Annotated in this window: 1 protein-coding gene (only partly in view); it reads left to right on the top strand. The window is 72.5% G+C overall.

Annotated elements, in window-relative coordinates; genetic code table 11:
• Nucleotides 1–22 precede the first annotated feature (22 nt).
• Nucleotides 23–8894, top strand: partial view of a type I polyketide synthase gene (locus ABTY62_RS33990; RefSeq protein WP_352133259.1) — the beginning only. Its footprint extends 23723 nt past the window's final position; only the first 8872 of its 32595 coding nucleotides appear in the window; it begins with the start codon at nucleotides 23–25; its stop codon lies off the right edge, out of view.

Raw genomic sequence — 8894 nt, 5'->3', positions numbered from 1 at the left:
GCCAAACGGAGGTTCCCCAGCCATGCCTGACGACCGGAAGCTCGTCGATTACCTCAAGTGGGTCACCGCAGATCTGCACCAGACCCGTCGGCGCCTGGAAGAGGTCGAGGCGGGCCGGCAGGAGCCCATCGCGATCGTATCGATGGCCTGTCGCTACCCCGGCGGCGTGTCCTCCCCCGAGGACCTGTGGCGCCTTGTCATCGGTGACGGTGACGCCATCTCCGGCTTCCCCACCACTCGCGGATGGGACCTGGACTCCCTGTACGACCCGGAGGGGGACGGCCGCGGCACCACGAGCTATGTGCGGGAGGGCGGGTTCCTGCACGAGGCCGGGGAGTTCGACCCGGGCTTCTTCGGGATCTCGCCGCGCGAGGCGCTGGCCATGGACCCGCAGCAGCGGCTGCTCCTCGAGGTGTCCTGGGAGGCGATCGAGCGGGCCGGCATCGACCCGCTCTCGCTCCAGGGGAGTCAGACCGGTGTCTTCGCCGGGCTGATGTACCACGACTACGGGAGCGGCGCCGAATTCCCCCAGGAAACCATGGCGTTCCTGGGCACCGGTACTGCGGGCAGCGTGATGTCCGGCCGGGTCTCCTACACCCTCGGGTTCGAAGGCCCCACGGTGACGCTGGACACCGCGTGCTCCTCGTCCCTGGTCGCCATGCATCTGGCCGCTCAGGCGCTGCGCAACGGCGAGTGCGGACTGGCGCTGGCCGGCGGTGTGACCGTGATGGCCACCCCCGGTTCCTTCGTGGACTTCAGCGCCCAGGGCGGGCTGGCCCGGGACGGCCGGTGCAAGTCGTTCGCGGACGCCGCGGACGGCGTGGGCTGGTCGGAGGGCGTCGGCGTGCTGATGCTGGAGCGGCTGTCGGACGCACAGCGCAACGGCCACGAGGTGCTGGCCGTCATGCGCGGTTCGGCCGTGAACCAGGACGGTGCCTCGAACGGCCTGACCGCGCCGAACGGCCCGTCCCAGCAGCGGGTCATCAAGCAGGCCCTGGCTGTCGCAGGCCTGTCCACCACCGACATCGACGCGGTCGAGGCACACGGCACCGGCACCACGCTGGGCGACCCGATCGAGGCCCAGGCGCTGCTCGCGACCTACGGCCAGGACCGTCAGGCGAACCGCCCGCTGCTGCTGGGCTCCGTGAAGTCGAACATCGGACACACCCAGGCCGCGGCCGGGGTGGCCGGTGTGATCAAGATGGTCATGGCGATGCGGCACGGAGAGCTGCCCGCCACCTTGCACCTGGACGCGCCGACCCGGCACGTCGAGTGGTCCACGGGCGCGGTGAAGCTGCTCGCCGAGCGGTCCCCGTGGCCGGAGACCGGCCGGCCACGCCGGGCGGCCGTGTCGTCGTTCGGGATCAGCGGCACCAACGCGCACACCATCATCGAGCAGGCCCCGGCCCCGGCGGAGCCCGCCGAGGACACCGTCCCCCCGGCGGCCGTGGCGCCCGGCGTCGTGCCACTGCTGGTGTCCGGAAAGACGGTGGGCGCGCTCCGCGGCCAGGCGGCACGACTCGCCGACCGCCTGGACGAGGCGCCGGACCTGAGCCTGACCGATGTCGCTTTCTCCCTGACGACCACCCGCTCGGCTTTCGAGCGGCGCGGTGTCGTGGTGGCCGGGGACCGCGCCCAGGCCATCGGGGCGTTGCGGGCGCTCGCCGAGGGCACCACGGCGCCCGGTCTGCTGGATGGGACCACCAGGCCGGGCGGCGGGCTCGGGGTGCTGTTCTCGGGGCAGGGCAGCCAGCGGGCGGGGATGGGCCGGGAGCTGTACGAGGCGTTCCCGGTGTTCGCCGAGGCGCTGGACGAGATGTGCGCGCACTTCGAAGGGAAGCTCGACCGCCCCTTGCGCGAGGTGCTGTTCGCGGAGCCGGGGTCGGCCGAGGCGGCACTGCTGGACGAGACGGGGTGGACGCAGCCCGCGCTGTTCGCGGTCGAGGTGGCGCTGTTCCGGCTGCTGGAGTCGTGGGGGGTGCGGCCCGAGCAGGTCGCGGGGCACTCGGTCGGGGAGATCGCGGCGGCGCATGTGGCCGGGGTGTTCTCGGCGGCGGACGCCTGCTCGCTGGTGGCGGCCCGGGCCCGGCTGATGGCGGAGCTGCCGTCGGGCGGGGCGATGGTGTCCCTCCAGGCGAGCGAGGAGGAAGTTCTCCCGTATCTGGGCGACCGGGCGTCGATCGCGGCCGTGAACGGACCGCGTTCGGTCGTGGTCTCGGGTGATGAGGCCGCCGTACTGGAGATCGCCGACCGGTTCGAGGGCGAGGGCCGCAAGACCAAGCGGCTCGCGGTCAGCCACGGCTTTCACTCGGCCCTGATGGACCCGATGCTGGCGGAGTTCCGGCGGCTGGCCGAGGGGCTGTCGTTCGAGGCGCCGCGGATCCCGCTCGTGTCCAACCTGACGGGCGAGGTGGCATCGGCGGAGCTGGTCTGCTCGGCGGAGTACTGGGTGCGGCACGTCCGGGAGCCGGTGCGGTTCGCCGACGGGGTGGCGGCGATGGGCACCGCCGGGGTGACGGCCTTCCTGGAGGTCGGCCCCGACGGCGTGCTGTCCGCCATGGTCCAGGACGCCCTGCCGGAGTCGGCCGACGAAACGGTCGTGACCTCTTCGCTGCGCAAGGGCCAGGACGAGCGGACCGCCCTGATCACGGCGGTGTCCCGGCTGCACATCGCGGGTGTCGACGTGGACTGGGCGGCCTACTTCGCGGGCACCGGCGCACACCGGGTCGATCTGCCCACCTACGCCTTCCAACACGAACACTACTGGCCCAACGCGCAGGTGCGGACCGGTGACGCCACCGGGCTGGGGCTGATGCCCGCCGAACACCCGCTGCTGGGGGCCGCCGTCGGCCTGGCCGACTCCGGCGGTGTGCTGTTCACCGCCCGGCTGTCCCTGCGCTCGCACCCCTGGCTCGCGGACCACGCCGTGGGCGGTGCGGTGCTGTTCCCGGGCACGGCCTTCCTCGAACTCGCGCTGCGCGCCGGCGACCAGGTCGGCTGCGGACGCGTGGAGGAATTCACCCTGGCCGAACCGCTGATCCTGGGCGAGCGCGACGCGGTCGCCATCCAGCTGTGGGTGGAACCCGCCGACGAGGCCGGCCGCCGCGGCATACACCTGTATGTACGGCCTGCCGACGCGCCCGAACAGCCATGGGTGGAACATGCCTCCGGCGTGCTCGGCGCCACCGAGCACACGCCGGAGTTCGACGCGTCCGTCTGGCCGCCCGAGGGAGCGGCCCCGGTGGACCTGGACGGGTTCTACCAGCGCTTCGCCGAGGCCGGATTCGCCTACGGCCCGCTGTTCCAGGGGCTGCGCGGCGTCTGGCAGCGCGCGGACGAGATCTTCGCCGAAGTGGCGCTGCCCGAGCAGGCCACGGACGCGGAGTCCTTCGGCGTACACCCGGCGCTGCTGGACGCGGCGCTGCACGCGGTGTCCTTCCTGGACTTCGGCGACGCGGGCCAGGGAAGGCTGCCGTTCTCCTGGAACGGCGTCTCGCTGCACGCCGACGGGGCGTCCGTCCTGCGCGTACGGCTGGCCAGGGCCGGAGCGGAGGCGGTGTCCCTGACCGCTGCCGACGCGGTCGGCGCGCCGGTGCTCACCGTCGAATCCCTGGCGCTGCGCCCGGTGACCGCCGATCAGCTGGCCGGCTCCGGTACGGCGCGACAGGACTCGCTGTACCGCCTGGAGTGGGTGCCCGCACCCGCGCCGACCTCCCCGATGGACGCGATCGCCGGCTTGGACGTGGCCGAGCTGAGCACCGATGTGGCGTCCTTGGAGGGCAGCCCCGACCTGGTCGTCGTGGCCATCGACCCCGCTGATTCAACCGACACACCCGACGCCGTGCACGAGGTCACGACACGAGTGTTGGGCCTCATCCAGGACTGGCTGGCCGAGGACCGGCTCGAGGGCTCCCGTCTGCTCTTCGTCACCCGGGGAGCCGTCGCGGCCGACGACGGCGCGACGGTGTCCGATCTGGCCGCGGCCGCGGTGTGGGGGCTGGTGCGGTCGGCACAGGCCGAGCACCCGGGGCGGTTCCTGCTCGTCGACGTCGACCAGCACGAGACCTCCATGTCCGCGCTGCCCGCCGCCCTTGCCTCGGGCGAGCCCCAGGTCGTGGTGCGCGACGGTGTCGTACGCACCGGACGGCTCGCCAGAATGGCCACGGGGGCGGGTCTGATGCCTCCGGCGGGCGCGCCGTGGCGGCTGGACAGCAAGCAGCGGGACAGGCTGGACAACCTGGCCCTGCAAGCATCGCCGGAGGCCGCCAGGCCACTGGCGGCCGGCGAGGTCCGGCTGTCCGTACGGGCCGCCGGGCTCAACTTCCGCGATGTGCTCAGCGCTCTGGGCATGTACCCGGGAGAGGCCGGGCCGATGGGCGGCGAGGCGGCCGGTGTGGTCGTGGAGACCGGCCCCGAGGTGACCGGGCTGCGCGTCGGCGACCACGTCATGGGCCTGGTGTCCGGCTCCTTCGGCCCCCTCGTCGTCGTGGACCAGCGTGCCTTGATCACGGTCCCCGACGCGTGGTCGTTGGAGGACGCGGCGGCGGTGCCGCTGGTGTTCCTGACCGCGTACTACGGCCTGGTGGACCTGGCGGGGCTGGCGTCGGGTGAGTCGGTGCTGGTGCACGCGGGTGCCGGTGGTGTGGGTATGGCCGCGATTCAGATCGCCCGGCACCTGGGCGCCGAGGTGTTCGCGACGGCGAGTGAGGGCAAGTGGGACACGCTGCGCTCGCTGGGCATCCCGGACGACCACATCGCTTCGTCGCGTACGACGGAGTTCGAGGAGCGCTTCCGGGAGGTGAGTGGCGGGCGTGGTGTGGATGTGGTGCTGAACTCGCTCGCGGGCGAGTTCATCGACGCCTCCGCACGGCTGCTGAGCGAGGGCGGCCGATTCCTGGAGATGGGCAAGACCGACCTCCGCGACGCGGGGACGATGGACGGCGAGTACCTCCCCTTCGACCTGGCGGATGTGGCGCTCGACACGACACAGCGGATGCTGGTCGAGCTGAAAGTGCTGTTCGAGGCGGGTGTGCTGCGGCCGTTGCCGGTGGCGGCGTGGGACGTGCGGCGGGCGCGGGACGCGTTCCGGTTCATGAGCCAGGCCAGGCACACGGGCAAGATCGTGCTGACCATGCCGCGTGAGTGGGACTCCGAGGGCACGGTGCTGATCACCGGGGGTACGGGTGGTCTGGGCGGTGTGCTGGCGCGGCATCTGGTGGAGGATCGGGGGGCGCGGCACCTGGTGCTGACGAGCCGTCGCGGGCCGGACGCTCCGGGTGCGGGGGAGCTGCGGGCGGAGCTGTCGGCGCTGGGTGCCGAGGTGTCGGTCGTGGCCTGCGATGTCGCGGACCGTGACGCGGTGGCGGGAGTGCTGGCCTCGATCCCGGCCGAGCATCCGCTCACGGCGGTGGTGCATACGGCGGGCGTGCTTGACGACGGTGTGGTGGGGTCGCTGACGCCCGGGCGGTTGAGCGCCGTGCTGCGGCCGAAGGTGGACGCGGCGTGGCATCTGCACGAGCTGACCCGCGACCTCGACCTGGCCGCCTTCGTGGTGTTCTCGTCCGTGACGGGCTCGATGGGTGCTCCGGGGCAGGCGAATTACGCGGCGGGCAACGCCTTTCTCGACGCGCTGATGACCCGCCGGCGCGCGGAGGGGTGCACGGGGCAGTCGCTGGTGTGGGGCCCGTGGGCGCAGGACGGCGGGATGACCGCCGGTCTGAGCGAGGCCGACCTGCGGCGGATGAGCGCCGCCGGCCTGCCGCCGATCAGCGCCGAGCAGGGCATGGCCCTCTTCGACGCCGCCACCGCGCTGCACGACGCCGTGGTCGTCCCCGTACCGCTCGACCTCGCGGCCCTGAGGGCGAGCGGCGAGGTGCCGCCCCTGCTGCGCGGGCTCGTCCGGGCGACGCGCCGTACGGCGGCCGCGGCGCTGCCCGCCTCCGGCGCCGCCGCCGAACTCACCCGGCGCCTGGCGGGGCTGCGCGGCGCCGACCGGGTCCAGATCCTGGTGGATCTGGTGCGCGCCGAAGTCGCGTCCGTCCTGGGCTACGCGTCACCGGACGCGGTGGACGTCCGGCGGGAGTTCCGCGGGCTGGGCTTCGACTCGCTGACCGCCGTCGAACTGCGCAACCGGCTGAACACGGCCACCGGGCTGCGTCTGCCGTCCACCCTCGTGTTCGACTACCCGACACCGGCCGTGCTGGCCGACTTCCTGGTGGCCGAACTGGTCGGCACCGACAGCGATGCCACGGCCCCCGTGGCCGGGGCGGTCCGGGTGGACGACGACCCCGTGGTCATCGTGTCGATGGCCTGTCGCTACCCGGGCGGGGTGGCGTCGCCGGAGGACCTGTGGCGACTGGTGATCGACGGAGCCGACGGCATCACGGAGTTTCCGACCGCACGCGGCTGGGACCTGGACTCCCTGTACGACCCCGACCGCGATCGCCGGGGCACCAGCTATGTGCGTGAGGGCGGGTTCCTGCACGAGGCCGGGGAGTTCGACCCGGGCTTCTTCGGGATCTCGCCGCGCGAGGCGCTGGCGATGGATCCGCAGCAGCGGCTGCTGCTGGAGACCTCGTGGGAGGCGATCGAACGGGCCGGAATCGACCCGACCTCGCTGCGCGGCAGCCAGACCGGCGTCTTCGCCGGAAGCCTGCACCACGACTACGCCTCCGAGCGGATGGAGTTCCCGCCGGACGCCAGGTCCTTCCTCGGCACCGGCACGGCGGGCAGCGTGATGTCGGGCCGGATCTCCTACACCCTGGGGCTCGAGGGCCCGGCGGTCACGGTGGACACGGCGTGTTCGTCCTCGCTGGTGGCCATGCACTTGGCGGTGCAGTCGCTGCGGTCGGGGGAGTGTGCCCTGGCCCTCGCCGGCGGTGTGACCGTGATGGCCACCCCCGGGCCGTTCATCGACTTCAGCGCCCAGGGCGGGCTGGCCCAGGACGGCCGCTGCAAGCCGTTCGCGGAGGGCGCCGACGGGACCGGCTGGTCCGAGGGCGTGGGCGTGGTCGTACTGGAGCGGCTGTCGGACGCGCGGCGCCATGGGCACGAGGTGTTGGCGGTGGTGCGGGGTTCGGCGGTGAATCAGGATGGTGCGTCGAATGGTCTGACGGCGCCGAATGGTCCGTCGCAGCAGCGGGTGATTCGTCAGGCGCTGGCGAACGCGGGTCTGGCTCCGGCGGAGGTGGACGCGGTCGAGGCGCACGGCACCGGCACCACGCTGGGCGACCCCATCGAGGCGCAGGGACTCCTCGCCACCTACGGGCAGGGCCGCGAACGCCCGCTGTGGCTGGGATCGGTGAAGTCCAACCTGGGGCACACCCAGGGGGCGGCCGGTGTGGCCGGTGTGATCAAGATGGTGATGGCGCTGCGCCACGGTGTGCTGCCCAAGACCCTCCACGTGGACCAGCCGACCACGCATGTGGACTGGTCCATGGGGGACATCCAGCTGCTCACCGAGTCCGTGGCATGGCCGGAGCACGGGCGGCCGCGGAGGGCTGCGGTCTCCTCCTTCGGGCTCAGCGGTACCAACGCCCATGCCATCATCGAGCAGGCGCCCGAGGAGCCGGTGGACGTCGAGGGTGCGGCTGAGGCGCCTGTCGTTGACGTGGCGGCGGTGCCGTGGGTGGTGTCGGCGAAGTCGGCTGCCGCGTTGCGCGGCCAGGCGGCCCGGTTGCTGTCCCACGTGGAGACCCACCCCGAGGCCACGTCGGTCGATGTCGGCTACTCGCTGGTGTCGGCGCGTGCGGTGCTTGAGCACCGGGCCGTGGTGGTCGGTGGGGATCGCGAGGAGCTGCTGTCGGGTCTGCGTGCCCTGGCTGATGATGAGCCTGGCTCGGGCTTGGTGCGTGGGGTTGTCGATGTGGAGGGGAAGACGGTGTTCGTCTTCCCGGGGCAGGGTTCGCAGTGGGCCGGGATGGGTGCCCGGTTGCTGGAGGAGTCTCCGGTGTTCGCCGGGCGGATGGCGGAGTGTGCCGCGGCTCTTGCGTCGTTCACGGACTGGTCGTTGATGGACGTGGTGCGGCAGGTGGAGGGTGCCGCGTCGCTGGAGCGGGTGGATGTGGTGCAGCCGGTGTCGTGGGCGATGATGATCTCGCTCGCCGCGCTGTGGCGCTCTCACGGTGTGGAGCCGGATGCGGTGGTGGGTCACTCGCAGGGTGAGATCGCGGCGGCTTGTGTGGCGGGGGCGCTGTCGTTGGAGGATGGCGCCCGGGTGGTGGCGTTGCGCAGTCAGGCGATCGCGCGGCGGCTTGCGGGTGCCGGGGGTATGGCGTCGGTTCCGCTGCCGGTGGGCGACATCGAGGCGCGGCTGGAGCGCTGGGACAGCCGGGTGTCGGTCGCGGCCGTCAACGGCCCCCGCTCGGTGGTCGTCTCCGGTGACCGTGAGGCGCTGGATGAGCTGATTGAGGAGCTGACCGGCGACGACGTCCGGGTCCGGCGGATCGCGGTGGACTACGCCTCCCACTCCGCCCACGTCGAGGGAATCCACGACGAGCTGTTGGAGCAGCTCGCGCCGGTCACACCGCGTGGGGTGGAGGTGCCGTTCCTGTCGACAGTGACCGGTGAGTGGCTCGACGGCGGGGAACTGGACGCCGAGTACTGGTACCGCAACCTTCGTCGGACGGTGGGCTTCGAGCCCGCGGTCCGGGAGTTGCTGGCCGGGCGCCACCGCGTGTTCGTCGAGGTCAGCGCCCATCCGGTGCTGACGGTCGGGGTCCAGGAGACCGTGGACGACGCCGAGGTGAGCGCCGTTGTCGCGGGCACTCTGCGGCGCGATCAGGGTGGCAGCGACCGGTTCCTGACCTCCTTGGCCGAGGTCTTCGTCCGTGGCGGCGGTGTCGACTGGGCGGGTGTGTTCGCGGACACCGGCGCACGCCGCGTCGATCTGCCCA

Source organism: Streptomyces sp. NPDC097640, assembly GCF_040302705.1.
Lineage (GTDB): Bacteria > Actinomycetota > Actinomycetes > Streptomycetales > Streptomycetaceae > Streptomyces.
The sequence above is the reverse complement of the archived record's forward strand: the minus strand, read 5'-3'. Positions and strand labels throughout refer to the sequence as shown.